The following is a 23,873-nucleotide window of genomic DNA, read 5'->3' as shown; positions in this document are numbered from 1 at the left end:
AAATCTCCTCAGACGGTTTCCAGCGCGGTCGGCACGAAGTCCGGCGTGTCGGTGGATTGATAGTTGAAAGTGACATCCTTCCAGACCTCGAGCGCGGCCTTCAGCGGCGTGCAGGTCTGGGCCGCCTTGGCCAAGATTTCCGGGCCCTCGTGGACATAGTCGCGGCCCTCGTTGCGGGCGAGGATCATCGCTTCCAGCGCCACGCGGTTGGCGGTCGCGCCGGCCGCAATGCCCATGGGATGGCCGATGGTGCCGCCGCCGAACTGCAGCACGACGTCCTCGCCTAACAGGTCGAGCAGCTGGTGCATCTGCCCGGCATGGATGCCGCCGGAGGCCACCGGCATCATCTTGTTCAGGCTCGCCCAGGACTGGTCGAAGAACAGGCCATGCTCGAGCTTGGTCGGGTTGAAGTCTTCGCGGCAGACATCGTAGTAGCCGCGTGTGGTGTTGGGATCGCCTTCGAGCTTGCCGACCACCGTGCCGGCGTGGATGTGGTCGACGCCGGCAAGCCGCATCCATTTGGCGATGACGCGGAACGACACGCCATGGCTCTTCTGCCGCGTATAGGTGGAGTGGCCGGCGCGATGCAGATGCAGGATCATGTCGTTGCGCCGCGCCCACTTGGCCACGGACTGGATCGCAGTGTAACCGATCACGAGGTCGATCATCACGATCACCGAGCCGAGCTCCTTTGCGAACTCGGCGCGCTCGTACATGTCCTCCATGGTGGCCGCGGTGACGTTCAGGTAGGTGCCCTTCACCTCGCCGGAAGCGGCCTGCGCGCGGTTCACCGCCTCCATGCAATAGAGGAATCGATCGCGCCAATGCATGAAGGGCTGCGAGTTGATGTTCTCGTCGTCCTTGGTGAAGTCGAGCCCGCCCTTCAGCGCCTCATAGACCACACGGCCGTAATTGCGGCCGGACAGACCGAGCTTCGGCTTCACCGTCGCGCCGAGCAGCGGCCGGCCGAACTTGTCGAGCCGCTCGCGCTCAACCACGATGCCGGTCGCCGGTCCCTGGAACGTCTTCACATAGGCGACGGGAAAGCGCATGTCCTCGAGTCGCAGCGCCTTCAGCGGCTTGAAGCCGAACACGTTGCCGATGATCGAGGCCGAGAGGTTGGCGATCGAGCCCGGCTCGAACAGGTCGAGATCATAGGCGATGTAGGCGAAATACGAGCCGGGTGAGCCCGGAACGGGATCGACGCGATAGCACTTGGCGCGATACTTCTCGGCCGCCGTCAGGCGATCGGTCCACACCACCGTCCAGGTCGCGGTCGAGGATTCGCCGGCAACCGCAGCAGAGGCCTCGATCGGGTCGACGCCCTCCTGCGGCGTGACGCGGAACAGCGCGATGACGTCGGTGTCCTTTGGCGTGTAATCGGGCTCCCAATAGCCCATGCGCTTGTACTCCATCACGCCGGAGCGATAGCGCTCTTTGCCGCGGACCGTGCCTGCATGTGCGTTCATGTCTCTCTCCTGCTCTTTTCTCTGCTCTTTCTAGTTGTTAGGCCGCCACGGGCTCGCGGGCGTCGATGCGCGGATCGAGCTCGCCGGCGCGATAGCGCCGCGCCATCTCGCTCATCGGAATGACCTTGATCTTGCTGGCGTGGCCCGCGGTACCGAACTGCTCGAACCGCTCGCGGCACAATTCGCGCATTGCGTCCATCGCCGGCTTCAGGAACTTGCGCGGATCGAATTCGGAGCGCGCTTCCGCCGCCACCTTCCGGAACACCGCGGTCATCGCCAGCCGGCAATCGGTGTCGATATTGACCTTGCGCACGCCGCTTCGGATGCCGCGAACGATCTCCTCGACCGGCACGCCCCAGGTCTGCGGCATCTCGCCGCCGAACTGGTTGAACATGTCCTGGAGCGGCTGCGGCACCGAGGACGAGCCGTGCATGACCAGATGCGTGTTCGGCAGCCGGCGGTGGATCTCCTCGACCACCCGCATCGCCAGGATATCGCCGTCGGGCTTGCGGCTGAACTTGTAGGCGCCGTGCGAGGTGCCCATCGCGATCGCGAGCGCATCGACCTTGGTTGCACGGACGAAGTCGACGGCCTGGTCCGGATCGGTCAAGAGCTGATCGTGGCCGACCTTGCCCTCGACGCCGTGACCATCCTCCTGCTCGCCGCCGCCGTGCTCGAGCGAACCGAGCACGCCGAGCTCGCCTTCGACGGACGCGCCGACCCAATGAGCGAGATCGACCACGCGGCGCGTGATCGCGACGTTATAGTCATAGTCGGCCGCCGTCTTGGCGTCGGCTTTGAGCGAGCCATCCATCATGACGGAGGTGAAGCCATGGGCGATGGCCGAGGCGCAGGTCGCTTCGTCATTGCCGTGGTCCTGGTGCATGCAGAGCGGAATGTCGGGATAGGTCCGCTCCAGCGCGTCGATCATGTGCGAAAGCATGAGATCGCCGGCATAGCTGCGCGCGCCGCGCGAGGCCTGGATGATGACCGGCGCATCGACCGCGGCCGCCGCCTGCATGATCGCGATGCCCTGCTCCATGTTGTTGATGTTGAACGCCGGCACGGCGTAGCCGTGGCTGGCAGCGTGATCGAGCAATTGGCGAAGGGTGATACGGGCCAAGATTCGTCCTCCTTATTGGCTCTTGCGGGCCATCGCCCGGCGAGCCGCTTCCGCAATGCTTTGCGGTGTGATGCCGAATTCGCGGTACAACACCGGGGCGGGGGCCGAGGCGCCGAAGCCGCGCATGCCGACGAATTCGCCGTCAGCGCCGATCCAGCGATGCCAGTCGCCGGCGACAGCTGCCTCGATGCCGACGCGCGGCGCGGTGCCGAGCACCGAGGCGCGGTAATCCTCCGGCTGCTCCTCGAACAGTGCGAAACACGGAGCCGAGACCACGGCGGCGCGAACGTGCTCGGTCGCGAGCAGGCGTGCGGCTTCCAGCGCGATCGAGACTTCCGAGCCGGTTGCGATGAGCGTCACGTCACGGCCGCCGTCCGGCGAGACGACGAGATAGGCACCGTTCGCGACGCGGTTTCTGCCGCGCCCATCGCTGCGGAATGTCGGCAAGGCCTGCCGCGACAGGCATAGCACTGAGGGGCGATGCTCCGCCGCGAGCGCGCAATCCCAGGCCTCCAGCGTCTCCACGGCATCGGCGGGGCGGAACACCAGTAGATTGGGGATCACGCGCAACGCCGCGAGATGCTCGACCGGCTGGTGCGTCGGTCCGTCCTCACCAAGGCCGATGGAATCGTGCGTCATCACGTGGATGACGCGCAGCCGCATCAAGGCCGCAAGTCGGATCGCCGGCCGGCTGTAGTCGGAGAACGCCAGAAACGTGCCGCCATAGGGAATGAAGCCGCCATGCAGCGCCAGGCCATTCATCGCTGCGGCCATGCCGTGCTCGCGGATGCCATAGTGGATGTAGTCGCCGGCGAACGCACCGCTCTTGACCGGCGCCTGCGCCTTGGCATGCGTCAGGTTCGAATGGGTGAGGTCCGCGGAGCCGCCGACCAGGCCGGGAATTGTTCCTGCGATTCCCTCGAGCACCTGTTGCGAGGCCTGCCGCGTCGCCAGCTTCGGCCGCTCGGATGCAAAGTGCTCACGCAATTTCGCCGCGGCCAGCGCATAGGCGGCGGGCAGAGCCGCGGCTTTGCCCTCGACGAACAGGTCGCGCTGCTCCGGCGTCGCACCTTCGTAACGATCGAGCCAAGCGAGGCGGTCGACCTGCCCGCGCTGCCCGATCATCCGCCAAGCCTTGAGCACCGGGATCGGCACCACGAAAGGCTGATAGTCCCAACCCAGCGTCCGCCGCGCCGCTGCCGTCTGCTCGGTGCCGAGCGGCGCGCCATGCACTTTCTCGGTGCCCTGTCTATCAGGCGCGCCATAGCCGATGATTGTGCGACAGGCGATCAGTGACGGCTTCGCGGTCTCCCGCTCCTCCGCTATCGCCTGCGCCACCGCTTCGGGATCATGTCCGTCGACGCGGCGCACCGACCAGCCGGAGGCAGCGAAGCGCGCGAGCTGGTCGTCCGATGTCGCCAGCGAGGTCGGACCGTCGATGGAGATGCCGTTGTCGTCGAACAGCACGATCAGCCGGCCGAGCCCGAGATGACCGGCCAGCGAGATCGCCTCATGGCTGAGGCCTTCCATCAGGCAGCCATCGCCTGCGATAACATAGGTGAAGTGATCGACGAGCCCATCGCCATGCCGCGCATTCGCCATCCGCTCGGCGAGCGCCATGCCGACCGCGGTCGCAATGCCCTGGCCCAGCGGTCCCGTCGTGGTCTCGACACCAGCCGTGTGGCCATATTCGGGGTGGCCCGGCGTCTTCGAGCCCCACTGGCGAAAGGCCTTGATGTCGTCGAGGCTGATATCGCCGCCGGTGAGATGCAGCAGCGCATAGAGCAGCATCGAGCCGTGCCCCGCCGACAGCACGAAGCGGTCGCGGTCCGGCCAGTTCGGATGCGCCGAGTCGAACTTCAGGAAGCGCGAGAACAGCACAGTCGCGACGTCGGCCATGCCCATGGGCAGCCCGGGATGGCCTGACTGCGCTGCCTCGATGGCATCGACCGCGAGGAAGCGGACGGCATTGGCGAGATCGTTATGCGTGACCGCATTGAGGTCAGCTTCGGCATGGACGGAGATGTTCATCGGAGTCTCTCCCTGTTCACTTCAGGCTGCGCTTGCGCTCGATCAGCTGCATGATCAGCGGCGTCAGGATCAGCTGCATGGCCAGGTCCAGCTTCGCGCCGGGGCAGACGATCGAGTTGGCGCGCGACATCCAGCTCTGCGGCAGCATCGAGAGCAGATAGGGGAAGTCGATACCGCGCGGATTCTTGAAGCGGATCACCACCATCGATTCGTCCGGCGTCGGGATCCAGCGCGCGATGAATGGATTGGAGGTGTCCACGGTCGGGACGCGCTGAAAGTTGATGTCGGTCTCGGTGAATTGCGGGCAGATGTAGTGGATGTAGTCGGGCATCCGCCGCAGGATGGTGTCGGTGACCGCCTCGGTCGAATAGCCGCGTGCGCTGCGGTCGCGGTGCAGCTTCTGGATCCATTCGAGGTTGATGACGGGCACGACGCCGATCTTGAGGTCGGCATAGCGCGCGACGTTCACCTTATCAGTGACTACCGCGCCGTGCAGGCCCTCGTAGAACAGCAGGTCCGAATCCTCCGGCAGCTGCTTCCAGTCGGTGAAGGTGCCTGGTGCCGCGCCATGCAGCGCCGATTCCTCGGCGTCGTGGACGTAGTGCCGCGTCACCGCGGTGCCGGTCTCGCCGTAGTCGCGGAAGGCGCGTTCCAGCTCCTCGAACAAATTGGTCTCGGGGCTGAAATGGCTGAAGTGCTTGTTGCCGCGCTCGGCCTCCTTCGCCATCTGCGCACGCATCTCGGCACGGTCGTAGCGGTGGAAGGCGTCGCCCTCGATGTAGACGGCGTTGACCTTCTCGCGGAAAAAGATCTGCTCGAAGGTCTTCTTGACCGAGGTGGTGCCGGCGCCGGAGGAGCCGGTGATGGAGATGATCGGATGCTTCCTGGACATCGGACGCCTCGCTCAGAGCCGGAAGAATCCGCGCCGCGCGAACAGCGGCGCCGAGACGCTGGCAACCAGCAGCGGATCGCAATGCAGCTCCTCGACGCGCCGCACCTCGTTGCTCGAGCCCATGATCAGCGGCACGCGCTGGTGCAGGCTCTGCGCCGATAGATCGAGGATGCGCTCGCGCCCGGTCGAGGCCGAGCCGCCGGCCTGCTCGATGATCATCGCCATCGGGTGTGCTTCGTAGGTCAGGCGAAGGCGGCCGTCGCCGTAGCCGGGCCGCGCATCGGAAGGGTAGAGAAACACGCCGCCACGGGTGAGGATGCGATAGGCCTCCGCGACCAGCGACCCGATCCAGCGCATGTTGAAATCGTGGTTGGCGTGCCCGTCGACGCCGGCGAGGCATTCGTCGATGAAGGCGCGCACCGGCGGATCCCAATGCCGGCGGTTCGAGGCGTTGATCGCGAACTCCTCGCAGGCTTCGGCGATCTGCACGCCGCTGCGCGCGAAGCGGAAGCAGCCCGCCTTGCGATCGAGCGTGAAGATGTCGACGCCGTCGCCGAGCGTCAGCACCAGCGAGGTCTGCGGGCCGTAGGTGACGAAGCCCGCCGCGAGCTGCGCCGAGCCGCGCTGCTGAAAGGCGAGTGAGAGATCATCGGGGGCCGGCAGGATCGAGAAGATCGTGCCGACGGTCATGTTGATGTCGATGTTGGAGGAGCCGTCGAGCGGATCGATCGCGATGCAGATTCGCCCCTGACGATCGACGATCTGGGCCTCACGCATCTCCTCCGACGCCAGCGCCGCGATCGGCAGCCGGCCGAGGCAGCGGCGCAGGATCGCGTCCGCCTGGACGTCGAGGTCGCGTTGGAGATCGCCGTCGCTGTTGCGCCCGGTGGTCAGGCCCGAGGCGTCGGCGAGATCGCCGCTGGCGATGAGATCGGCAATCTCGATCGCCGCGGCCGCGATGGCATCGACCGCGGCTGCCACGGCCAACGCATGCGGCGCGGTCTCAGAATACCGTTGAAGGTGGTCGTCCAGCCTGAGTTGCCCGGTCATCTGCGTCCATCCCCTTGCCGGTGCCGCAACCATTCCCTCCTGGTGGAGGCAGGTCACGGTCAGTGCCGGCATTCAGGAGATTGACAGGAGCGGCTTAATAAGGAAAATTTCTATTCATAATGAGCCTCAAAGAATTTTCTTATAATGGTCCCGGCCATGCAGCGGCCCAGCTCCGGCATCTGACGATCCGGCAGCTGCGCTCGCTTGCGGCGCTCTCGGCCAAAGGCAGCGCGACGGCGGCGTCGAGCCATCTCGGGCTGACCCAGCCGGCCGTGACCCAGCAGCTGCGGCAGCTGCAGGACCTGGCCGGCCTGCCCCTGGTGCAGCGAACCGGCGACGGCATGCTGCTGACGGAAGCCGGCAGGGAGGTGCTGGCGCTGGCCGAACGGGTCGAAGCCGCGATCACCGATTGCCAGGGCGCGCTCGACCTGCTCGCGGGGCGGACCGGCGGCACCGTGCATCTCGGCGCGGTCTCGACCGCGAAATATTTCGTGCCGCACGCGATCGCGGCGTTCTCCAAGCGCTACCCCAAGATCGAGATCAAGCTGACCATCGGCAATCGCGAGGAAATCCGCGAGGCGATGCACGGCTACGACCTCGACTTCGCGGTAATGGGTCGGCCACCGGCCGACGTCACCGTCGACGTCCGCCAGCTCGGGCGCAACCCGCACATCATCGTCGCGCGCAAGGGCCATTGGCTGGAGAAGGATTCCGGCCTCAGCCTGACCGATCTCGTGCACGAGACCTTCCTCACCCGCGAGCCCGGCTCGGGCACGCGGACGCTGATGGAGGGCATGTTCCAGAAATCGGATCTCGAGCCGATCATCGGCATGGAGATGAGCAGCAACGAGACCATCAAGCAGGCGGTCATCGCCGGGCTCGGCATCGCCTTCATCTCGGCTCACACCGTGGCGCATGAGCTCGCCGAGGGCCGGCTCGTCGTGCTCGACGTCGCGGGCCTGCCGATCGTGCGGCAATGGTACGTGATCCGCCGCAGCGACAAGGTGCTGCTGCCGCCCGCGCAGGCGATGTTCGATTTCCTCGGCTCGGAAGGCTCGAATTATCTGCCTGATTTGCCCGAGCTAGGCGGACGATAGCCGGCCTTCGCTCAGCTCATCAGCTTCATGGCGAGCGTCGCCGCCAGCACCACGATGATCTGGAGCAGGCGCTCCGTCGTGAAGATGCGGTTGAAGGTGGTCATCGCGTGCCCCGGCCGACGTGAAGAAGAATCTCTCGGCCGTTGCTAGCACAGAAGGATGCGGAGACAACTCCGTAGTTGCCCGTGGCGGTCGCGCCTTCGGCGAGCCGGTTCAGGGCGCGCCGATGGCCGGCGATTAGGCCGCGAGCGGGGCGGTGTGGTCCGTGCGCGAGGCGAAATAGGCTTCCAGCTCCGACAGCGCCCGCGCCTCCCACTCGCTCGCCTGCTCCAGCAGCGACCAGCTCTGGCCCGGGCGGAACGCTGCGGTCTGGCGATAGAGCGATGCGATGCCGCGGTAGCGGCGCACGTTCTCCAGGATGGCGTGACCGTTCATGTCCGAAAACTCCCTCGTCATTCCCGCGGGAGAAACTGCGGCCAAATCTTTTTCGAAAAGTTAGCGGCGCGCGGCAAGTTCGCGGATGGTTGCCGGACTGTTGCTCGGGCGCAACGCGCGCGGCGCGATCTATTGCGGATTCGTTGCCGCGCTCTCGCCCGAAGGCTTCAGCCCGCCGCTTCTGACGATTGTCATCGTCGCGCGGCAGAGATCGGCAAGGCCGATCAGGAGGACGGCAAGAAGACAGAACAGGTTGATGGAATCGGCATGCGCGCTGGTCAGCGCATTGAGCTCGAAGAACGGCGGGATGAACGCCCACCACACCAGCGGCACGGTGAGCAGCGCGGCGAATGCCGCCGCCGGTGTACCCGCCATCAGCGCAAGCACGAACAGGCCGGGCAGGAACGCTGCGAAATAGAACTTTGCGCCGAGCAGGACGCAGATGCCCTGAACCACGGCCGAAACCGCGACGACGGCGAGCCCGAGCAGAAACGCCCCCCACGACCATGGCCGTACCCGCCGTGCGCCAAACAGCCCCGCACGTTTCATCAGCATCCCCCTGCCGCCCGTTAACCAGGTGCGTTGCGACGAAAGTACTACAACCGCAACCAATCCGTGAGATGCAAATTGCGTCATCGCGAGGTCGGTCGCACCGTTCGGGCGACGGCCGCTACTCGGTCAGCGCGTAGAGCAACCCCGCGACGGGCAAAGCAAGGCCAATGGCCGATGCGAGCGTCCAGCCTCCCTGTGCGAACGCCCATGCTCCGACCGCCGAGCCGACCGCGCCGGCGGCGAAGAACGTCGCCATGTAGAGACCATTGAGGCGACTGCGGTGCTCGTGCCCGAGCGCGAAGATGGCGCGGAAGCCCAGCACCACATTGCCCTGGACGCCGATATCGATCGCAATCGCGGCCACCACCAGACAGGCGAGGTTCAGCATCGAGCCGGACGCGCCGATGGAGGTCACCAGGAAGCCGGCGGCCGTGAGCAGCATCGCGACCAGCGTCGCGATCCGGCTATGGCCGCGGTCCGCGAGGCGCCCGGCGATCGGTGCTGCGAACACGCCGGCGACGCCGGCCAGCGCGAACAGCGCGATGCCGCGCTGGGAGAAGCCGAACTCGCCGGCGAGCTGGAGTGGCGCCACCGTCCAGAACAGGGTGAAGGCGCCGAACAGGCTCGCCTGGTACAGCGCGCGGCGCCGCAGCAGCGGCGTGGCCCGCACCAGGTCCGGCATCGACAGCAGCAATTGGCCGTAATGCATCCGCGTGACCGGCTTGCGCTTCGGCAGCGCCATCCAGAGCACGGCTGCGAGCACGATCATCAGCGTGGCGGAGGCGAAGAACACTGCGTGCCACGACAGCAAGGCGGTGACGAAGCTCGACACCGGACGCGCCAGCATGATGCCGAGCATCAGGCCGGTCGAGACGTTGCCGACGACGCGGCCGCGGATGGCTTCGGGCGCCAGATGCGCTGCATAGGGGATGATGATCTGCACCGCGACCGAGCCGAGGCCGATGAACAGTGCGGCGAGCAGGAACGGCAGCGCATGGGTTGCGAACGCCGCGGCGAGCAGCGCCGCGGCGCCGAGCATGATCACCGAGCAGATCAGCGCGCGGTTCTCGACGAGATCGCCGAGCGGCACGATCAGCAGCAGCCCGGTGCCGTAGCCGATCTGCGTCATCGTCACGATCAGCCCGCTAGCTGCATGCGACAGGCCGAGCGCGGCGCTGATTGGGGCGATCAGCGGCTGCGCATAATAGATGTTGGCGGCGACCATGCCACAGGCCGCGGCAAGCACGAAGGTCAGGCGCTGCGACACCGCATCCGGCCCCGGCGCGGTCTCGATCGTGGCATTCATCGTCATTCGCATGGTCTCCAGGTAAGGCGCAGGAATGGCCGTTAGGTAAGGTATAGGGAATGGTCATTCCCTATTCTGACAAAAAATTCAGGCGAGCAGCTTCATTGCGGCGCCGACGAGACGCTCTGCGTCGAGCGGCAGACGCGCCTTGCCGACGACGCGCATTCCCTGCGTGATGCAGAGCATCAGCCGCGCGGTGTCGTCGGCTACGACATGGCGGGGGATCGAGCCATCGGCCTGTCCGGCGCGGATGAGGCCGGCGATGAAGCTCTCGTTGCTCGCGAGCTGTGTGCTGACGCGGGCACCCACGACCGGATCGAGCGCGGACAGTTCGACCGCGCTGCCGACCACGAGGCAGCCGCGCCGCCCCTCGCTGCCCCGGGAATGCTCGACATAGGACAGCAGCACGTTGCGGATTTGCTCGCGGCCGTTTGCACCACGCGCCGCCGCGCTGCGGGTCTGCTGCTGGCGCAGGGCCGTGTAGCGCTCGAAGGCGGCGAGAAACACCGCATGCTTGTCGCGAAACGCCTTGTAGATGCTTCCCGTCGCGAGCCGCATCGCCGCAGTGAGGTCCCCGATCGAGGTGGCATGATAGCCGCGCTCACGAAACACGCGCACGGCGCGGTCGAGCGCGGTGTCCATGTCGAATTCCCGGGGACGGCCGGGCAGACGGGCGGCAGGTCGGGAGTGGCGGGCGGTCTTTTGCATTGCGGGATAATAGGGAATGAACGTTTCCGAATAAACACACGTGGTCGTGAAAGGAATCAATGACGAAGGAGAGAGCGTCACCCCCTCCGCGGCACCGGCGTCCCATCCGCCATGATCGTCACGCCCCTCCGCTCGACGATCATGCCGTAGGCGCGCGGCTGGCGGTGCACGTCGAAATTGAAGGTGGTGCGCTTGTAGGATTTGCAGAGATCGAGATCGCAGCGCGCCAGCGCGATCTCGTCGCTCTTTGTCGTGCAGGCCGCAATGATCTCGCCCGAGGGCGCGATGATGCAGCTGCCGCCGATGTGGTCGACGCCCTCCTCCACACCGGCCTTGGCGACGCCGACAACGAAAGTGCCGTTCTGATAGGCACCGGCCTGCATCACCAGATGATTGTGGAACAGCGAGAGATCGTCATGCTCCGGCGCGGGCGGATTGTGCACGGGCGTGTTGTAGCCGATCAGCACCATCTCGACGCCCTGCAGGCCCATCACGCGATAGGTCTCGCTCCAGCGGCGGTCGTTGCAGATCGCCATGCCGATCACGCCGCCGAAGGCATCGACCACGCCGAAGCCGCTGCCGGGCTCGAAATAGCGCTTCTCCAGATGCTGGAATTCGCGCCACGGTTCGTGCTCGGCATGGCCGGGCAGATGCACCTTGCGATATTTCAGGACGATCGCGCCACTCTTGTCGACGAGGATGGACGTGTTGTATCGCCTGACGATCCCGGCCTCGAGCGTCAGCTCGGCATAGCCGAGGCAGAAGCCGATGCCGAGCTGGCGGGCGAGATCGAACAGCGCCTGTGTCTCGGCACCCGGCATCTCGCGCTCGAAGAAGCTGTCGATCTCGGCCTGGTCCTCGAAGTACCAGCGCGGAAAGAACGTGGTCAGCGCCAGCTCGGGATAGACGATCAGGTCGCAGCCGCAGGCCCGCGCCTCGCGCATCAACGCCATCAGTCGCGCCACCACCGCGGACCTCGACTCGCTCCTCGCGATCGGTCCGAGCTGGCCGGCTGCAATGGTCACAGTTCTCGTCACGCGTCGTTCCTCATCTTTTTCGAGTGCGCCCGGCCAGAGCCTATCACCCGCGCGCACAGGCCGCCTCGGCGCCCCGTACTGAGGGCACAATCAAATTCCGGGCCTGCGGGTATCATCGTGCGGCGCTGGGTGAGCACCAAACAGGAACTTCGTTGCCGATCTGCAACGGTTCCCCGCCGTCTGAAGCCGGACAAAACAAACTCCCATTCCGGCCATGAACCGCTCTCACAAGGCCGTGAGACTATCAGGGGAACGACGATGCGCGCACAACGCGTTTGGAAAGTGAATGGGGCCGCCAGCATCGGGCAGCTTCAATCGAGACTGGACGACCTGAACAAGCGTCTCGGTCAGCTCGAAAACCAGCATCCGGACAGCTGGAAGCTCGAGGAGCTGAGATCGAGCGCGCTCAGCCTGTCGCGGGAGATCGACGACATCCGCTGCGCCGAAGCGACGGCGGCCTTGAGCGAGCTGCTGCGGAAATAGTCGGCCTGCCGATTCGCGCCGGCGCAGGGAACCAAGCGCGGCGGCGGCCATTTCCATGCAAAGCATGGAGCAAGACCATGAGCAGGCAGCTGACGCGCGCCGATCTCGCGCGCGACGTGGCCGGGCCCACGCTGGTTCTGTGCACGGCGGCGGCCTTCACCATCGCGCGCCATTTCTCATTGTGAAGAATTTGACGCTGTGAGGGATTTTGCATGACGTCCGATCCCGAGGAGCAGGTCAGGCTGCAAGGCTACGGCGAGATGACGCTGCGCACCGCGGTCGAGACCTTGATGCTGCTCGCACCGCGTGAGCGGTCCGAGGCCGCGATCTATCGCGTCCGCGACGGCGTGCGCCTCGCGCAAAGCGAGGTCGCCGAGCTCGCATCACACTGGGGTATCCAGCCCGCGCCCAACGTGCGATCGCCGAGACTGGTGCCGGAGCAGCACTGGCAAGACGTCGTCCGCGGCATGGTGCGCGACGCCCCGCTGCCGTCGCTGCTGGTGGCCTTTCTGGTCGGTGTGCTGGTCGCTCGCAGATGATGCGCGCTCGCGATGACGCGCTCACGTCAATGGAAATCGCGGCGTTCCGTGAAACCCGAGGAAACCTTTTTTGCTCGCGAAAACGCGACCGTTCCGCGCGGAACGTCTCGCGGCAGGAGGGATTGGTCCCCCGTTAAGCCTCGAACATGGAGACAACCATGACACGTACGAAACTCGTGAGCGTCGCCGCAACTCTGGCCGCGATTTTGTCGCTCGCAACTGTAAGCCCCAGCCTCGCTGCGGGCCGCGGTCCCGGCCCGTGCACCCCACCGGCTGGAGAAGCAGTCGGCGCCGCCGGGCCCGCCATGAGCGGCGGCCAGTTGATGGCCGGCATCGGCCAATGCCAGCGCATCGGCAGTTGGCACCCTGCCAACACCTACGGTTATTGGAGCCCGGGATACGGCTATGACGGGCCTCGCTGGGGCGCATCAGCCTACGCCCCCTACGAAGACTAGGCCCTTCACATAACAGCGTCACAACGGCGCGGCCGATCACGGCCGCGCCGTTTGCGTTGGCGGGGCGCACCAGCAGGGATTGCTTCGCAGCACCAAGGCGAGCTGCAGAAGTAGGTTGTCAGCTAATCTCCGCTAAAATTCGGAGCGCGAATCGAGAGCGAGGAGTCGTGAAAGTCACGACTTGCGACGATATCCACACTAGGGTGGCTTCGTCCTCTGATTTTGAGAGCCGGCCCAATGCCGTTTCTGCTGGGCGTGCTGGTGGCGCGGCGGTAGTCTCCCAACAACCGCCGGCTACGGAAGGATCGATCACTTCTGCCCGTCTGCTCGCATCTGCTCGGCGTAAGGACGTAAAGCTGCGGACATATCGTCGAGGTGTTTCTGCCACTCCGCGCCAGGCATGAAGGCGATCACCGGCTCATCCCCGGGCGAACCCGTCAGGTACTCTGGACTACGCAGGCCCTCGGCGATCCCGGCTTCCAGCTTCTTGACGATGTCGTCTGGAACGCCCTTGGGGACCGCAAAGCCGCGTTCCGCCGTCGTCATGACCGGAAAGCCCGCCTCCTCTGCCGTCGGAACGCCCGGCAGCGATGGAAAGCGCTTCTTCGACAGGATCGCGATGACACGAAATGGCCCCTTGTTGGTGCCATGCAATTCGGGGATCTCGCTGAGGGTGACCATGCCGACGTCCAGATGCCCGCCCAGGAGATCGGTCCGCTGTGCGGCCGTTCCTCTGTAGGAGATCTCGTTGGGCTCGACTTTCGCGGCTGCCGCAAGCATGCGAATGGCCAGATGACCGTTCGTGCCGGCACCATTGTGACCGAAGGTCACCGAGCCCGGCTTGCTGCGCAGTGCGGCAACGACATCCGGCAGATTGCTGAATCTGCTATCGGCAGGCACCACCATGACATTCGGATCTTCGACGACGCGAGCGACCAGCCGGATTTCATCCGTGGTGTATTGGGTTTTGCGGGTCATTGGCAGGAAGTTGTAGCCTGGCACGTTGACGACACCGATCGAATAGCCCTCGGGCGCCGCGCGCGCGATCGACGCAAACGCGATCTCTCCGCCGGCGCCGGGCTTGTTCAGGACGACGAACTTCGCCTTGCCGCCCAGCGCGCGCTCGACAAAGGGGAGAAGCTTGCGCGCCATGACATCGGTGCCGCCGCCGGGCGCAAAGCCGACGACGACTTCGATCGGCTTGTCGTCGGGCCACGCGGCCCATGCCGACCCGCAGGCCGCGAATCCAAAAGCCGTAGCGAGCGCGATGATTTTATTGTTCATGATTTCCAGCCCTGTTTTTGTTATTGGCCGATCGCGCCTCGGGCGCGCGATCAGCTTGGGACTCATCTAGCCGTCGGGATGACTGGAGGGCAACCGGCGAGGCACCACGGCCCGGCGCTGATGGTGGCGTTTTTGGTGGGTGTGCTGATGGCGCGGCGGTAGGCCCCTGACCTAGCTCCGCAAGTCGGAACCGCCGGCGCTCGCTTCTGGCAAGCCATGCTACCGCGACAGGCCACCCTGCCCCGCCAAATCGGCCGTGGACCCAATCCCGAAATCGTTGCAAAAGGCGTCCTGAGGCGCCGGCAGCCGGGCTGCCAAGACTCTGGAAAACGTCGACTTTTGGAAGAATGGTCGGAGTGGCAGGATTCGAACCTGCGACCCCTGCGTCCCGAACGCAGTGCTCTACCGGGCTGAGCCACACTCCGACAAGAAGGCGGCTTATAGCGTCGGGCTTGACGCACTGCAAGCGGCCGAGATGAGGAATTTTATCCCTGTGAAGACGGGTGTCGAAACGCTGATATTGCCGGCCGGCGAAGCCGGCGCGGAAGCCGCCGCCCGGCGACTTGCGGCCGGCGGGCTGGTCGCGTTTCCGACCGAGACGGTCTACGGGCTCGGGGCGGATGCTGCCAATGCGGTCGCGATCGCCCATCTCTACGCCGCCAAGGGCCGGCCGGCGTTCAATCCGCTGATCGCGCATGTCGCGGACCTCAAGGCCGCGCGGCGGATCGGGCGGTTCGATGCGCGGGCGCTGGCGCTTGCGGAGGCGTTCTGGCCGGGGCCGCTGACGCTCGTGGTGCCGAAGGCCGAGGACTGCACGGTGGCGGATCTCGCCACCGCTGGCCTCGACACGGTGGCGATCCGCATCCCCGCCCATCCCGTCGCGCAGGCGATCCTGCGCGCCTTCGGCGGCGCCGTGGTGGCGCCCTCGGCCAACATCTCCGGCCACGTCTCGCCGACGCTGGCCGCGCATGTCGAGAGCGACCTTGCCGGGCGGATCGACCTGATCATCGACGGCGGGCCTGTTACGGTCGGCGTTGAATCCACGATTGTCGGCTGCTTCGACGCGCCGATGCTGCTTCGTCCCGGTGGGCTCTCGCGCGAGCGGATCGAGGCGGTGCTGGGCGCGAAGCTGACGCGGCCGCCGGCGGAGGCTGGCAGCGACGACAGCCAGCCGCTGGCCCCGGGCATGCTGGCCTCGCACTACGCACCGCGCGCCCATGTGCGGCTCAATGCACGTGAGGTCGCGCCGGGCGACGCGCTGCTGGCGTTCGGCCCGGAGCGCCTGCCCGGCCTTGACGCCGCCTCGGCCGTCATGAATTTGTCGCCCACCGCCGATCTCGATGAAGCCGCGGCCAATCTGTTCGGCTATCTTCGCAGCCTCGATGCGAAAGCGCCGCGGGCGATTGCGGTGATGCCGATTCCCGAAGATGGTCTGGGCGAGGCGATCAACGACCGGCTGCGCCGCGCCGCGGTGGCGCGTTGAAGCAAGAGACGAGGACATGAACATCAACAAGCCTGCCACCCCGCCGCTTGCGCCCGAATTGATCGAGCAATTCCGCAAGATCGTCGGCGACCGCCACGCCATCACCGACCCGACTGACATCGAGCCTTACGTCACCGAGGAGCGCAATCTGTTCCACGGCCGCTCGCCGCTGGTGCTGCGCCCGGGCTCGACGGCGGAGGTTTCCGCGATCTGCAAGCTCGCCTCCGCGCACAACATCGCGCTGGTGCCGCAGGGCGGCAACACCGGGCTCGTCGGCGGCCAGACGCCGCACAATGGCGAGGTGGTGGTGTCGCTGCGCCGGCTCGACAAGATCCGCGAGGTCGACACCGCGTCCAACACCATGACGGTGGAAGCCGGTGTGGTGCTGCAGATCGCGCAAGCCAAGGCCTCCGAGGTCGATCGGCTGTTTCCGCTGTCGCTCGGCGCGGAAGGCAGCTGCACCATCGGCGGCAATCTCTCGACCAATGCCGGCGGCACCGCGGCGCTCGCCTATGGCGTCGCGCGCGAGATGGCGCTGGGCCTCGAAGTGGTGCTCGCCGATGGGCGCGTGCTCAATTCGCTGTCAAAGCTGAAGAAGGACAACACCGGCTACAATCTACACAACCTCTTCATCGGCGCCGAAGGCACGCTCGGCATCATCACCGCGGCGACGCTGAAACTGTTTCCGAAGCCGCGGGCGATCGAGACCGCCTTCGTCGGGCTGAAATCGCCGGCGGCGGCGCTGAGGCTGCTCACCATCGCGCAAGGCGAAGCCGCCAATGCGCTGACGAGCTTCGAGCTGCTGTCGGAGCTGGCGGTGGATTTCTCGGTCCGCCACGGCATCGACGTGCGCGATCCGCTCGCAGAGAAGCATCCCTGGTACGTGCTGATGGAATTGTCATCGCCGAGCGAGGATGCCCGCACGCTGGAGACGATCCTCGGCCGTGCCATGGAGGAGGAGATCGTCGACGACGCCGTGATCGCGGCGAGCCTCGCCCAGCGCGGCGCGTTCTGGAAGCTGCGCGACGAGATGTCGGCGGCGCAGAAGCCGGAAGGCGGCTCGATCAAGCACGACATCTCCGTCCCGGTTGCGGCCGTGCCCGAATTCATCGCGGAAGCCGATGCGGCCGTGGTGAAGCTGATCCCCGGCGCCCGGCCGGTGCCGTTCGGCCATCTCGGCGACGGCAATCTGCATTACAACGTCAGCCAGCCGATCGGCGCCGACACCGCCGATTTCCTCGCGCGCTGGCATGATGTGAACGCGGTGGTGTTCGAGATCGTGCTGCGCATGGGCGGCTCGATCTCGGCCGAGCACGGCATCGGCGTGCTCAAGCGCGACGAGCTCCCCGAGGTGAAGGACAAAACCGCGATCGAGCTGATGCGCTCCATCAAGACGATGCTCGATCCGCTCGGCATCATGAATCCGGGGAAGGTGCTGTGAGCGCTTCCCTTGCGATCGATGCGATCACCGATGCCGACGTCGAGGGCGTGGTCGCGCTGTGGCAGCGCTGCGGCCTGACGCGCCCCTGGAACGACCCGCATGCCGACATCGCACTAGCGCGGCGGCGCGACAATTCCACCGTGCTGGTCGGCCGCGACAATGGCGCGATCGTCGCCACCGTGATGGTCGGCCATGACGGCCATCGCGGCTGGGTCTATTACGTCGCCGTCGATCCCAGCTGTCAGAAGCGCGGCTATGGCCGCATCATCATGGCGGCGGCCGAGGACTGGCTGCGAAGCGCCGGGATTTTGAAGCTGCAGCTCCTGGTCCGTCGCGAGAACGCGCAGGCCAACGCGTTCTATGGCTCGCTCGGCTTCGAGCTATCGACATCCCTGATGTTCCAGAAGTGGCTCGACGGCCGTGCGACCACGCCAAGCAATTGAGATCCAGCCATGACCCTTTCCGACCGCGTCCGCATCAAGGACGTCCGCGTGCTCTCGGACGGTTGGACCACGCTGAAGACCACGACCTTCGAATATCGGCGCGCGAGTGGCGAGTGGCAGACCCAGCATCGCGAGACCTATGAGCGCGACAACGCCGCCGCCGTGCTGCCATATAATCTCGCGCGGCGGACCGTGATCCTGGTGCGCCAGTTCCGCCTTCCGGCCTTCATCCGCGGTTACGACGACCTCTTGATCGAGGCCGCCGCCGGCGTGCTCGACAACGCCGAGCCCGAGGAGCGCATCCGCGCCGAGGCGGAGGAAGAGACCGGCTATCGCCTGCACCATGTCCACAAGGTGTTCGAGGCCTTCATGAGCCCCGGCGCCATCACCGAGAAGCTGCATTTCTTCGTCGCCGAATACGAGCCCGAGATGCGCGTCAGCGACGGCGGCGGCCTGGAGCACGAGGGCGAGGACATCGAGGTGCTGGAGCTCTCCATTGACGAAGCTCTCGCGATGATCGCCGACGGCCGCATCATCGACGCCAAGGCGATCATGCTGCTGCAGTATGTGGCGCTGCATGTGTTCAGGTGACCTTGCGGCTGTCCTTCCTTCTCCCCTTGTGGGAGAAGGTGGCGCGAAGCGCCGGATGAGGGGTTCTCTCCACTTGTGAGATCGTTCGTGAGGATGGATACCCCTCACCCGTCTCGCCGCTATGCGGCGATCCACCCTCTCCCACAAGGGGAGAGGGGAGGAGCGCAGCTCGCTCTATCAAGCCTGCAATTCAGACCTGCGCCGCCGCTCCCCCCCGGTTGAGCAACCGCAAAACTATCTCTAGTCTGTCGTCAACCAACAACCAGGAGACGCGCCATGTCCGCTCCGCGCGACGATGAATTCGGCTTTGCGCCCGACTACGATTCCCCCGTCCCCTACATGCAGCGCACCCGGGATTATTACGCGGCGATCGGCTACACCACGCCGTACCGCTGGGCGCATTACACCGAGGCACCGTTCCAGCCGCTGAAAAAAACGCTGGCCCAATCGCGCGTCACCATCATCACCACCGCGGCGCCCTACGATCCGGCCAAGGGCGACCAGGGGCCGGGCGCGGCGTATAATGGCAGCGCGAAGTTTTATCAGGTCTATGACGGCGACACGTCGAAAAAGCACGATCTGCGCATCTCGCACATCGGCTACGACCGTAAGCACACCTCAGCCACCGACAGCGGCACCTGGTTTCCGCTGCCGCAGTTATTGAAGGCATCCGCGGCCGGCCGCATCGGCGAGGTCGCGCCGCGCTTCTTCGGCGCGCCGACCAACCGCAGCCATCGCGTCACGCTCGACACCGACGCGCCGGAGATCCTGGCACGCTGCCTCGCGGACAAGGTCGACGTCGCGGTGCTGGTGCCGAACTGCCCGGTCTGCCACCAGACCACCGCGCTGGTGGCGCGGCACCTGGAGCGCAACGGCATCCCGACCGTGGTCATGGGTTGCGCCAAGGACATCATCGAGCACGCGGCCGTGCCGCGCTTCCTGTTCTCCGACTTCCCGCTCGGCAATTCCGCCGGCAAGCCGCACGACATCGCGTCGCAGGCCCAGACGCTCGAGCTCGCGCTCCGGCTGCTGGAGAGCGCGAGCGGTCCGCAGACCACGATGCAATCGCCGCTGCGCTGGAGCGAGGACGCCTCCTGGAAGCTCGACTACAACAACGTTGCGCAGCTCTCGCCCGAAGAGCTGGCTCGCCGCCGCGCCGAGTTCGACAAGCAGAAGGAGATCGCGCGCGGCAACCGCGCCGCCTGACGTCCTCCAACAACAATAAGCCGAGGGAGAGCGAGGTGACGCGACCGTTCGAGGGCGTGAAGATCCTGGATTTTACGCAAGTGCTGGCCGGCCCCTATGCGAGTTATCAGCTCGCGCTGCTCGGCGCCGACGTCATCAAGATCGAGCGGCGCGAGGGCGAGGACATGCGCCGCACGCCGCTCAGCCGCGAATGGGCCGAGCGCGGTCTGGCGCCGGCATTCCAGGCGGTCAACGGCAACAAGCGCAGCTTGACGCTCGATCTGCAGAACCCGGAGGCGATCGCGATCGTGAAGAAGCTCGCAGGCCGCGTCGACGTGGTCATGGAGAATTTCCGCCCCGGCGTGATGGACAAGCTCGGCATCGGCTATGAGGCGCTGTCCGCGATCAACCCAAAGCTGATCTATTGCGCGGTGTCGGGTTTCGGCCAGACCGGGCCGGATCGCCTGCGGCCCGGCTATGACGGCAAGATGCAGGCGCTGTCGGGGATCATGGCGATCACCGGCCACCCCGAGACGGGGCCGACGCGCGCGGGCTTTGCCGTGTGCGACGTGCTCTCGGGCGCCACCGCTGCGTTCGGCGTGTCCAGCGCGCTCTACCAGCGCGACCGCACCGGCAAGGGGCAGCTGATCGACGTCTCCATGCTGGAGGCGACGCTGGCGTTTCTCTCGGGCCAGATCGCCGACTGGTCGGTCGCCGGACATCGACAGCAGCTATCGGGCAATCAGGCGGTGAGCCGCCGGACCACGGCGAATTTGTTCAAGTGCGGCGACGGCCATATCCTGCTCGCCGTCAACAACGAGAAGCAGTACCGCGCGCTGATGGCTGCGCTCGGCCGCGAGGATACGCTGTCAGATCCGCGCTTTGCCGACTGGTTCTCGCGCAACGAGAACGAGGGCGCGCTGCGCGCCATCATCGAGCAGGCGCTAGCGAAACGGCCGGCACGCGAATGGGAGACGATCTTGGAGGACGCCGGCGCGCCCTGCGCCAGCATCTGGAAGGTCGAGGAGGTCATCGACCATCCCCAAATCAAGGCGCGCGGCGCGATCCAGGAGCTGGACACGGAATACGGCCGCCTGCGCTTTGCCGGCAGCGGCTTCAAGCTGGCCCATGGCGGCGGCAGGCTGGATCGCATGGCGCCGGAGCTGGGCGCGGATACGGACGCGGTGCTGGGCGAGCTGGGATTCGATGCGGCGGAGATCGCGGGCTTGAGGGCGCGGGAGATTGTGTGACGGCAGCGCCTCACACTCAGTCGTCGTCCCGGGGCGCGCGTAGCGCGAACCCGGGACCCATAACCACAGGATCGCGTTTGACGAGACTCGTGGTGAACAGTTTGCGCCATAACCTCATCCTGTGGCTATGGGTCCCGGATCGGCGCGCGCTTTGGGTGCGCTTGTCCGGGACGACAGCGGAGTGAGTGGCGGCACCGCACCTAGAACAACGACCCCTGCCCGTCATCTGATGACGCTGCCGCAGTCTTCCGCACCGCCTTCTTCGGCTTCGCCGCCTCGGCTTCCGCCTCGATCTCCTCCGCACTGATCGGCAGCACGAGCTGCTCGTCGTCATTGGCGACGCGGTTGACGCGGGTGGAGACCGGGTGCCAGGCGAATTCTCCGACGCGCGGGGCCCTCATCAGCGGCAGGATTGCATCGATCTCGTCGCCGTTGCTGTCGAGCCAGCGCTCGAAGTCGCGCGGGCTGATGGTGACGGGCACACGGTCATGCAGCGCGGCGAGATCCTCGCCTGCCCCGGCGGTGACGATCGCGACCGTGTCGAGTTCCTCGCCGTTCGGCCCGACCCAGGTCTCGAACACAGCGGCAAAACCGAGCGGCTCACCGTCGGCGCGGTGGATGAAGAAGGGCTGCTTGCGGCCGGCTTCCGTCTTCCATTCGTAATAACCATCGGCCGGGATCAGGCCGCGCCGGCGGCGAATCGCATTCTTGAAGGCGGGCTTCTCCAGCACCGTCTCGGAACGGGCATTGATCAGGAGCGTGAACCCGCGGGGGTCCTTGACCCAGCCGGGCAACAGGCCCCAGCGCATCAGACGGAAATGGCGCGCGCCGTTCTCGAGCAGCACCACCGGAATCGGTTGTGTCGGCGCGACATTGTACCGGGGCGGGAAATTCGGCTGCTCGACATAGCCGAACAGTTGCCGCAAAGCCGCGGGGGCCGAAGTTATGACGAAGCGTCCACACATCCTTGGAGGCCTATATAGGGTCCGTTCAGGTCCTTTTAACCCCGAACGTTAACACTGCGGCAGATGAGCTCAACGGCCTCCCAACCCGCGCGGACGCATGTACAGACGGGCCCTGAGGCGACCGCCTGGGCCGAACGGCTGCGCGTGGCCAACATCAATCCGCGCACCGGGCTTGCCACCGACTATCTCAACCATTTCAATGAAGCCGTGATGCTGCTCGAAATGGTGCCAGATATGCCGGAATGCGCCGAGGACTTCCTGACCTGGACGCCGCTGTCCTATGCCGAGCATTTCACGGCGTCGAATTTCAAGGCGCGGGATTTGGCGATCGAAGCCTATGAGAAAGCCGATCCCAACGTGCGTGCCCAGTTCGACCACTTGACGGATACCATGACCTCGATTCTGACCGCGGTCGGCTCGGCTATGCGCGAGGTCGAGAAGGACACGACGCGGGTCCGCCTCGCCGAGCAGGCCACGCTTTGGGTCAAGCCCCTGATCGCAGCCTGCGGCGGCATCATCAATGGCGGGGCGGAAGCCGACGTCGACACCATCATGGCGAACTCATCCGGATAGGTGACGCGATTGGCCGCAATCGTCCATCCTGCCCATCCCCAGCTTGCGGTCAGCGCGGCGATCTTCCGCGACGGCAAGGTGCTACTGGTCCGCCGCGCCCGCTCGCCGGCCAAGGGCTTCTATTCGCTGCCGGGTGGCCGGGTCGAGTTCGGCGAATCGCTGCATCAGGCCCTGAGCCGCGAGGTCGACGAGGAAACCGGCCTTTGCATCGAGATCATTGGCCTCGCCGGCTGGCGCGAGGTGCTGCCGGCCGCGGCCGGCGCCGGCCATTACCTGATCATGTCCTTTGCCGCGCGCTGGACGGCCCGGGAGCCGGCGCTGAACGACGAGCTCGACGATCACCGCTGGATCGCCCCTGGCGCCCTGGCAAGCCTCGGCGACCTCAAGCTGACCGGGGGGCTCGAGGAGGTCATCCTGTCCGCTCACCGGCTGCTTGGAGCCTGACCGCCCGCCTTGCGCCAGCCGTCCCGAGGGGGCATACAGCCGCCGATGTCGTCGCGATTTCTGGCCATTTTTGTCCTGATTCTCGCCTGCGCCTCCGTGCCTGCGAGGGCCCAGGACGTGGCGGCGCCGTTTGACGGCGAACTGCAGCGGCTGGCCGAGATCCTCGGCGGCCTGCACTATCTGCGCGGCATCTGCGGGGCCAACGAGGGTAACAAATGGCGCAATGAGATGCAGGCGCTGATCGATGCCGAGACCCCCTCCGGCGAGCGCCGCACCCGCATGATCGCCGGCTTCAACCGCGGCTATAACGGTTTTCAGCAGACCTATCGCAGCTGCACGCCGGCCGCGATGGTGGCGATCCGCCGCTACATCGAGGAAGGCTCGAAGATCTCGCGCGATCTCACGGCGCGCTACGCGAACTAGCTACCCCGTCATTCCGGGGCTCGCGCGCGAGAGCCCGGAATCCATTCATCCACCGTCTCTGATGCCCGATGGATTCCGGGCTCGCGCGAGGCGCGCCCCGGAATGACGGCGCGGTCGACGCATGTGCGGGCCGGGAACCCTGTCATCGACTTTGTTCACAGCCGTTAACCGTTCTTAAAGATGTGGCCTAGCGGTCGTTAACGCCCGTGCTACACCTCTCGCACAGCGCATCGCCGTGGATCGCGCCTCAGCCTGACCGAGTTTCATGAGCCAGCCGATTTCCTACGCCCCCGCCCGCGCGCCGCTGCCCGATCACGAGCAGAAACAGGCCGCACTGAGCTATCTCAACGAGGCCTGGGCCGAGGCGCGTCATGACGGCGTCGACGGCGACTGCCTGGCGCAGGCGAGCCTGTTCGCGGCCCTCGCCGAGCTCGTCGGCACCTATGGCGAGGACGCAGTGGCAAAGTTCGTCGAGGGCTTTCCCGGCCGCATTCGCAACGGCGAATTCTCGGTCGGCATCTGCAGGCAGTAAGCCGTCCTGAAGCAGTAAGCCGTCCTGAAAATGACCCCGCCACGCGGGCGGGGCCAGTTGACGGATGAATGACTCTGCGAAA

Annotated in this window: 26 protein-coding genes and 1 tRNA gene; 14 read left to right on the top strand and 13 right to left on the bottom strand. The window is 65.9% G+C overall.

Going from position 1 to position 23,873, the window contains the following annotated elements; genetic code table 11:
• Positions 1-8 precede the first annotated feature (8 nt).
• From N2605_RS08585 to N2605_RS08565, 5 genes are read right to left on the bottom strand one after another with little or no spacing between them, the layout of a single operon-like run.
• Positions 9-1,469, bottom strand: coding sequence for a form I ribulose bisphosphate carboxylase large subunit (locus tag N2605_RS08585; protein WP_260346290.1), 1,461 nt, complete (start codon positions 1,467-1,469; stop codon positions 9-11).
• Positions 1,470-1,506: 37 nt separating this feature from the next.
• Positions 1,507-2,592 carry a class II fructose-bisphosphate aldolase gene (fba, locus tag N2605_RS08580; RefSeq protein ID WP_036030012.1) on the bottom strand — a complete coding sequence of 362 codons (1,086 nt, stop codon included), beginning with the start codon at positions 2,590-2,592 and terminating at the stop codon, positions 1,507-1,509.
• Positions 2,593-2,604: 12 nt separating this feature from the next.
• Positions 2,605-4,623: a transketolase gene (tkt, locus tag N2605_RS08575; protein ID WP_109144647.1), complete on the bottom strand. Its 2,019-nt coding sequence runs from the start codon at positions 4,621-4,623 to the stop codon at positions 2,605-2,607.
• Positions 4,624-4,639: 16 nt separating this feature from the next.
• Positions 4,640-5,515 (bottom strand): phosphoribulokinase, encoded by an 876-nt coding sequence (locus tag N2605_RS08570; RefSeq protein WP_036003856.1) that lies wholly within the window; start codon positions 5,513-5,515, stop codon positions 4,640-4,642.
• Positions 5,516-5,527: 12 nt separating this feature from the next.
• Positions 5,528-6,565 (bottom strand): class 1 fructose-bisphosphatase, encoded by a 1,038-nt coding sequence (locus N2605_RS08565; protein WP_036003852.1) that lies wholly within the window; start codon positions 6,563-6,565, stop codon positions 5,528-5,530.
• Between the two features lie 119 nt (positions 6,566-6,684).
• Between N2605_RS08565 and N2605_RS08560 the strand changes: the two genes are divergently transcribed.
• The gene (locus N2605_RS08560) at positions 6,685-7,662 is read left to right on the top strand and encodes a LysR family transcriptional regulator (protein ID WP_260346289.1); all 978 of its coding nucleotides are present in this window, start codon (positions 6,685-6,687) and stop codon (positions 7,660-7,662) included.
• A gap of 237 nt (positions 7,663-7,899) precedes the next feature.
• Here the strand turns inward: N2605_RS08560 and N2605_RS08555 are convergent, their stop codons facing one another.
• The 5 genes from N2605_RS08555 to N2605_RS08535 all read right to left on the bottom strand — a co-directional run bounded on the left by N2605_RS08555 (position 7,900) and on the right by N2605_RS08535 (position 11,700).
• Entirely contained in the window at positions 7,900-8,097 is a 198-nt protein-coding gene (locus N2605_RS08555; RefSeq protein WP_036003876.1) for a hypothetical protein, read from the bottom strand.
• 129 nt (positions 8,098-8,226) lie between these two features.
• Positions 8,227-8,646 (bottom strand): DUF4118 domain-containing protein, encoded by a 420-nt coding sequence (locus N2605_RS08550; protein WP_225112608.1) that lies wholly within the window; start codon positions 8,644-8,646, stop codon positions 8,227-8,229.
• 121 nt (positions 8,647-8,767) lie between these two features.
• Positions 8,768-9,961: an MFS transporter gene (locus N2605_RS08545; protein WP_260346288.1), complete on the bottom strand. Its 1,194-nt coding sequence runs from the start codon at positions 9,959-9,961 to the stop codon at positions 8,768-8,770.
• A gap of 81 nt (positions 9,962-10,042) precedes the next feature.
• Positions 10,043-10,663 carry a TetR/AcrR family transcriptional regulator gene (locus N2605_RS08540; RefSeq protein ID WP_311735362.1) on the bottom strand — a complete coding sequence of 207 codons (621 nt, stop codon included), beginning with the start codon at positions 10,661-10,663 and terminating at the stop codon, positions 10,043-10,045.
• Positions 10,664-10,740: 77 nt separating this feature from the next.
• Positions 10,741-11,700: an N-carbamoyl-D-amino-acid hydrolase gene (locus N2605_RS08535; RefSeq protein ID WP_225139711.1), complete on the bottom strand. Its 960-nt coding sequence runs from the start codon at positions 11,698-11,700 to the stop codon at positions 10,741-10,743.
• 129 nt (positions 11,701-11,829) lie between these two features.
• Between N2605_RS08535 and N2605_RS08530 the strand changes: the two genes are divergently transcribed.
• The 3 genes from N2605_RS08530 to N2605_RS08520 all read left to right on the top strand — a co-directional run bounded on the left by N2605_RS08530 (position 11,830) and on the right by N2605_RS08520 (position 13,177).
• Positions 11,830-12,183, top strand: a complete 354-nt coding sequence (locus N2605_RS08530) for a hypothetical protein (RefSeq protein WP_225112605.1) — start codon at positions 11,830-11,832, stop codon at positions 12,181-12,183.
• 212 nt (positions 12,184-12,395) lie between these two features.
• On the top strand, positions 12,396-12,722 hold the full coding sequence (locus N2605_RS08525; protein WP_036003836.1) for a hypothetical protein: 327 nt from the start codon (positions 12,396-12,398) through the stop codon (positions 12,720-12,722).
• A 158-nt stretch (positions 12,723-12,880) separates the two neighbouring features.
• Positions 12,881-13,177 (top strand): hypothetical protein, encoded by a 297-nt coding sequence (locus N2605_RS08520; protein WP_260346286.1) that lies wholly within the window; start codon positions 12,881-12,883, stop codon positions 13,175-13,177.
• 309 nt (positions 13,178-13,486) lie between these two features.
• Here the strand turns inward: N2605_RS08520 and N2605_RS08515 are convergent, their stop codons facing one another.
• Together N2605_RS08515 and N2605_RS08510 are read right to left on the bottom strand one after the other, a co-directional pair.
• Positions 13,487-14,461, bottom strand: coding sequence for a tripartite tricarboxylate transporter substrate binding protein (locus N2605_RS08515; protein WP_260346285.1), 975 nt, complete (start codon positions 14,459-14,461; stop codon positions 13,487-13,489).
• A 348-nt stretch (positions 14,462-14,809) separates the two neighbouring features.
• A tRNA-Pro gene (locus tag N2605_RS08510) sits at positions 14,810-14,886 on the bottom strand.
• Between the two features lie 50 nt (positions 14,887-14,936).
• Between N2605_RS08510 and N2605_RS08505 the strand changes: the two genes are divergently transcribed.
• From N2605_RS08505 to N2605_RS08480, 6 genes are all read left to right on the top strand, one after another.
• Positions 14,937-15,944, top strand: coding sequence for an L-threonylcarbamoyladenylate synthase (locus N2605_RS08505; protein ID WP_225155389.1), 1,008 nt, complete (start codon positions 14,937-14,939; stop codon positions 15,942-15,944).
• Between the two features lie 16 nt (positions 15,945-15,960).
• Complete coding sequence (locus N2605_RS08500) at positions 15,961-17,385, top strand: FAD-binding oxidoreductase (RefSeq protein ID WP_225155388.1); 1,425 nt, start codon at positions 15,961-15,963, stop codon at positions 17,383-17,385.
• Positions 17,382-17,828, top strand: coding sequence for a GNAT family acetyltransferase (locus N2605_RS08495; protein WP_225155387.1), 447 nt, complete (start codon positions 17,382-17,384; stop codon positions 17,826-17,828). Before N2605_RS08500 ends, N2605_RS08495 begins: the two co-directional genes overlap by 4 nt.
• Positions 17,829-17,837: 9 nt before the next feature.
• Complete coding sequence (locus tag N2605_RS08490) at positions 17,838-18,419, top strand: NUDIX hydrolase (RefSeq protein ID WP_036028286.1); 582 nt, start codon at positions 17,838-17,840, stop codon at positions 18,417-18,419.
• 276 nt (positions 18,420-18,695) lie between these two features.
• Positions 18,696-19,625 (top strand): glycine/sarcosine/betaine reductase selenoprotein B family protein, encoded by a 930-nt coding sequence (locus N2605_RS08485; protein WP_225155386.1) that lies wholly within the window; start codon positions 18,696-18,698, stop codon positions 19,623-19,625.
• A 35-nt stretch (positions 19,626-19,660) separates the two neighbouring features.
• Positions 19,661-20,854, top strand: coding sequence for a CaiB/BaiF CoA transferase family protein (locus tag N2605_RS08480; RefSeq protein ID WP_225155385.1), 1,194 nt, complete (start codon positions 19,661-19,663; stop codon positions 20,852-20,854).
• A gap of 200 nt (positions 20,855-21,054) precedes the next feature.
• Here N2605_RS08480 and N2605_RS08475 read toward each other — a convergent pair whose 3' ends face one another.
• Entirely contained in the window at positions 21,055-21,819 is a 765-nt protein-coding gene (locus N2605_RS08475) for an SOS response-associated peptidase (protein WP_225155384.1), read from the bottom strand.
• Positions 21,820-21,882: 63 nt separating this feature from the next.
• Here N2605_RS08475 and N2605_RS08470 point away from each other — a divergent pair, with 63 nt between their 5' ends.
• The 4 genes from N2605_RS08470 (at position 21,883) to N2605_RS08455 (ending at position 23,791) form a co-directional block, all read left to right on the top strand.
• Entirely contained in the window at positions 21,883-22,392 is a 510-nt protein-coding gene (locus N2605_RS08470) for a hypothetical protein (RefSeq protein WP_036003651.1), read from the top strand.
• 9 nt (positions 22,393-22,401) lie between these two features.
• Positions 22,402-22,836, top strand: a complete 435-nt coding sequence (locus tag N2605_RS08465; RefSeq protein ID WP_036003648.1) for an NUDIX hydrolase — start codon at positions 22,402-22,404, stop codon at positions 22,834-22,836.
• A gap of 45 nt (positions 22,837-22,881) precedes the next feature.
• Positions 22,882-23,259, top strand: coding sequence for a TIGR02301 family protein (locus N2605_RS08460; RefSeq protein WP_036003646.1), 378 nt, complete (start codon positions 22,882-22,884; stop codon positions 23,257-23,259).
• 265 nt (positions 23,260-23,524) lie between these two features.
• On the top strand, positions 23,525-23,791 hold the full coding sequence (locus N2605_RS08455) for a hypothetical protein (RefSeq protein ID WP_036003643.1): 267 nt from the start codon (positions 23,525-23,527) through the stop codon (positions 23,789-23,791).
• Positions 23,792-23,873: the final 82 nt, after the last annotated feature.

Origin of the sequence: Bradyrhizobium yuanmingense (assembly GCF_025200905.1) — a bacterium.
Lineage (GTDB): Bacteria > Pseudomonadota > Alphaproteobacteria > Rhizobiales > Xanthobacteraceae > Bradyrhizobium > Bradyrhizobium yuanmingense.
Note: the sequence above shows the minus strand (reverse complement) of the source record. Positions and strands in the feature narration are given on the sequence as shown.

What these genes read in the sequence shown, in the direction of transcription:
- N2605_RS08560 (WP_260346289.1), top strand. Translation starts at nt 6,685, where the DNA reads ATGAGCCTCAAAGAATTTTCTTATAATGGTCCCGGCCATGCAGCGGCC.
- N2605_RS08485 (WP_225155386.1), top strand. Translation starts at nt 18,696, where the DNA reads ATGTCCGCTCCGCGCGACGATGAATTCGGCTTTGCGCCCGACTACGAT.
- N2605_RS08460 (WP_036003646.1), top strand. Translation starts at nt 22,882, where the DNA reads ATGTCGTCGCGATTTCTGGCCATTTTTGTCCTGATTCTCGCCTGCGCC.
- N2605_RS08505 (WP_225155389.1), top strand. Translation starts at nt 14,937, where the DNA reads ATGAGGAATTTTATCCCTGTGAAGACGGGTGTCGAAACGCTGATATTG.
- N2605_RS08475 (WP_225155384.1), bottom strand. Translation starts at nt 21,819, where the DNA reads ATGTGTGGACGCTTCGTCATAACTTCGGCCCCCGCGGCTTTGCGGCAA.
- N2605_RS08550 (WP_225112608.1), bottom strand. Translation starts at nt 8,646, where the DNA reads ATGAAACGTGCGGGGCTGTTTGGCGCACGGCGGGTACGGCCATGGTCG.
- N2605_RS08570 (WP_036003856.1), bottom strand. Translation starts at nt 5,515, where the DNA reads ATGTCCAGGAAGCATCCGATCATCTCCATCACCGGCTCCTCCGGCGCC.
- N2605_RS08520 (WP_260346286.1), top strand. Translation starts at nt 12,881, where the DNA reads ATGACACGTACGAAACTCGTGAGCGTCGCCGCAACTCTGGCCGCGATT.
- N2605_RS08545 (WP_260346288.1), bottom strand. Translation starts at nt 9,961, where the DNA reads ATGACGATGAATGCCACGATCGAGACCGCGCCGGGGCCGGATGCGGTG.
- N2605_RS08540 (WP_311735362.1), bottom strand. Translation starts at nt 10,663, where the DNA reads ATGCAAAAGACCGCCCGCCACTCCCGACCTGCCGCCCGTCTGCCCGGC.
- tkt (WP_109144647.1), bottom strand. Translation starts at nt 4,623, where the DNA reads ATGAACATCTCCGTCCATGCCGAAGCTGACCTCAATGCGGTCACGCAT.
- N2605_RS08525 (WP_036003836.1), top strand. Translation starts at nt 12,396, where the DNA reads ATGACGTCCGATCCCGAGGAGCAGGTCAGGCTGCAAGGCTACGGCGAG.
- N2605_RS08515 (WP_260346285.1), bottom strand. Translation starts at nt 14,461, where the DNA reads ATGAACAATAAAATCATCGCGCTCGCTACGGCTTTTGGATTCGCGGCC.
- N2605_RS08555 (WP_036003876.1), bottom strand. Translation starts at nt 8,097, where the DNA reads ATGAACGGTCACGCCATCCTGGAGAACGTGCGCCGCTACCGCGGCATC.
- N2605_RS08490 (WP_036028286.1), top strand. Translation starts at nt 17,838, where the DNA reads ATGACCCTTTCCGACCGCGTCCGCATCAAGGACGTCCGCGTGCTCTCG.
- N2605_RS08500 (WP_225155388.1), top strand. Translation starts at nt 15,961, where the DNA reads ATGAACATCAACAAGCCTGCCACCCCGCCGCTTGCGCCCGAATTGATC.
- N2605_RS08470 (WP_036003651.1), top strand. Translation starts at nt 21,883, where the DNA reads ATGAGCTCAACGGCCTCCCAACCCGCGCGGACGCATGTACAGACGGGC.
- N2605_RS08455 (WP_036003643.1), top strand. Translation starts at nt 23,525, where the DNA reads ATGAGCCAGCCGATTTCCTACGCCCCCGCCCGCGCGCCGCTGCCCGAT.
- N2605_RS08565 (WP_036003852.1), bottom strand. Translation starts at nt 6,565, where the DNA reads ATGACCGGGCAACTCAGGCTGGACGACCACCTTCAACGGTATTCTGAG.
- N2605_RS08585 (WP_260346290.1), bottom strand. Translation starts at nt 1,469, where the DNA reads ATGAACGCACATGCAGGCACGGTCCGCGGCAAAGAGCGCTATCGCTCC.